General features: G+C 68.3%; 1 protein-coding gene. It reads left to right on the top strand.

The features are described 5' to 3' along the window. On the top strand, positions 1-2181 hold a 2181-nt coding region (locus FFS30_RS24045), incomplete at both ends, for a hypothetical protein (protein ID WP_212742577.1).

Here is a 2181-nt window from a genome sequence, read left to right as displayed (position 1 = left end):
TGCACGGCCTCGGGTCAGACCTTGACCTGCACGGTGACGTTGTCGAGTGCACTCGCCGCCGGTGCGGCGAACGGTGCCGCGGCGTTCACGATCAACACGACCGCACCGACGACGAGCGGCAGCATCACGAACTACGCCTCGACCGATCCGACCGGCGGCACGACGCCGCCGACGCCGGGGGCGAGCTGCACACCGGCAACGAGTTGCGGCAGTGCGACGACGCAGGTCAACACGCCGGCGAACATCACGGTCGCGAAAACGCAGACGAGTCCATCGGCGGCAGGCGCGAGCACGCCTGCACCCGTCACGGCCGGCGGCACGATCACCTATCAATTGACCGCAACGAACACGGGGCAAACCGTGGGCGATGCGGCGTTCTATGAAGAAATCCCGGCAAACACGACGGCGACATTCGCCGGCGCCTTGAGCGGTGCGACGACCGATTGCACGGGCGCGATCGCGGGGCCGGCCTTGTGCACGATCACGATCGCCAGCGTACCGGCAGAGAGCGGCACGACGCCGGGTACGAAGAGTGCGACCTTGACGTTGACTGTGGCGGCCGCGCCGCCTGCGGGCACGAACATTGTCAACGTGATCACCGACGACACCACGACGCCGCCGTCCGGCTGTACGGCGAGCGGATCGGCTTGCACGAATCCGCCGACGAGTTGCGCGGCGAACGATGCGCATTGCGTGGGTACGCCGATCATCGATGCGTTGAACGACACCTTCGGTCCTGTCGGTTCGGTGGCGGGCGGCACAACGCCGTCGGTGCTCGACAACGACTCCGTGGGTTCGACCACGGCGAACGCAACAGGCGGCAGTCCGAATGTGGTCTTGACGCCGGGAACTCCGCCGACGACCACGTCGGGTGGTCTGACGATGAATCCGGATGGAACGATTTCGGTACAGCCGAATACGACGCCGGGAACGTACAGCTATCCGTATCAAATCTGCGCCGAACCTGCGACCACACCGGCTGCCTGCGCAACGGCGACCGCGACGGTGAAGGTTGTCGACACGACGACGACGCTGAGTGCGACGGTGAGCAACGTGCCTACGGTGCTCGGTCCGGGCGTGGTGGTGCCGAACGTGACGCTGACTTGTGCGAACACGGGTGCGAACCCGGCGACGGGCGTGAGCTGCGTGCCGAGCAGCAGTGCGGGCACGGTCGGCGCGGCGACTTGCTCGGTGAACGGCACGACGGTGACGATGCCGACGACGCTGGGCGTGGGTCAGAGTGTGGTGTGTACGTTCGCGTACACGGCGCCGGATACGCAGGGCGGCGGCACGAACACGACGACGGCGGGCAACGTCGGCGGTACGGCGAGTTCGAGCACGGGCAGTGCGCCGAGCGCGATCGCGACGCCGGTCAATCCGCCGATCATCGACGCGGTGAACGACACGTTCGGCCCGGTCGGTTCAGTAGCGGGCGGTGCGACGCCGAGCGTGCTCGGTAACGACACGGTCGGCACGACCGCAGCGAGCGTGACGAGCGGCAGTGCGAACGTGACGCTGACGCCAGGAACGGCGCCGACGCCGACGTCGGGCAGCCTGACAATGAACGCGGACGGCACGATCACGGTGGCGCCGAACACGACGCCGGGTACGTACACCTATCCGTACCAGATCTGCGCGAACCCGGCGACGACGCCGGCGGCGTGCGACACGGCGACGGCGACGGTGACGGTGAACGACACGACGACGATGCTGACGACGGGCGTGACGGCACCGAGCGTGATCGCCCCGGGCGAGACGAACGTGCCGGTGGTGGTGACGTGCAAGAACAGCGGCACGACGAATCCGGCGTTGAACGTGAGCTGTGCGGCGAGTGCGACGCCGAACGCCACCGGCGATACGCCGGCAGGCAGCCTGGGTACGCCGACGTGCACGGTGAACGGCGCGGCGGTGACCTTGCCGGTGGCGTCGCTGCCGGCGGGCGAGAGCATCGTGTGTACGTACGACTACACGTCGCCGGGCACGGCGGGCGGTGGCGACACGACGGCGACGAGTGTGAGCTTCGGCGGCAGTGCGACGAGCCCGAGCGATCCGGCCGGATCGACGGCACCGCCGATGGTGGCGCAGGTGATCGATGCGCTCGACGACGGTCCGACGACGATCGGCTCGGTGGCGGGCGGAGCGACGCCGAGCGTGCTCGGTAACGACAAGGTCGGCACGACC

The sequence above is a fragment of the Rudaea sp. 3F27F6 genome, from assembly GCF_005503555.1.
Classification (GTDB): Bacteria; Pseudomonadota; Gammaproteobacteria; order Xanthomonadales; family Rhodanobacteraceae; genus Rudaea.
The sequence above is the reverse complement of the archived record's forward strand: the minus strand, read 5'-3'. Positions and strand labels throughout refer to the sequence as shown.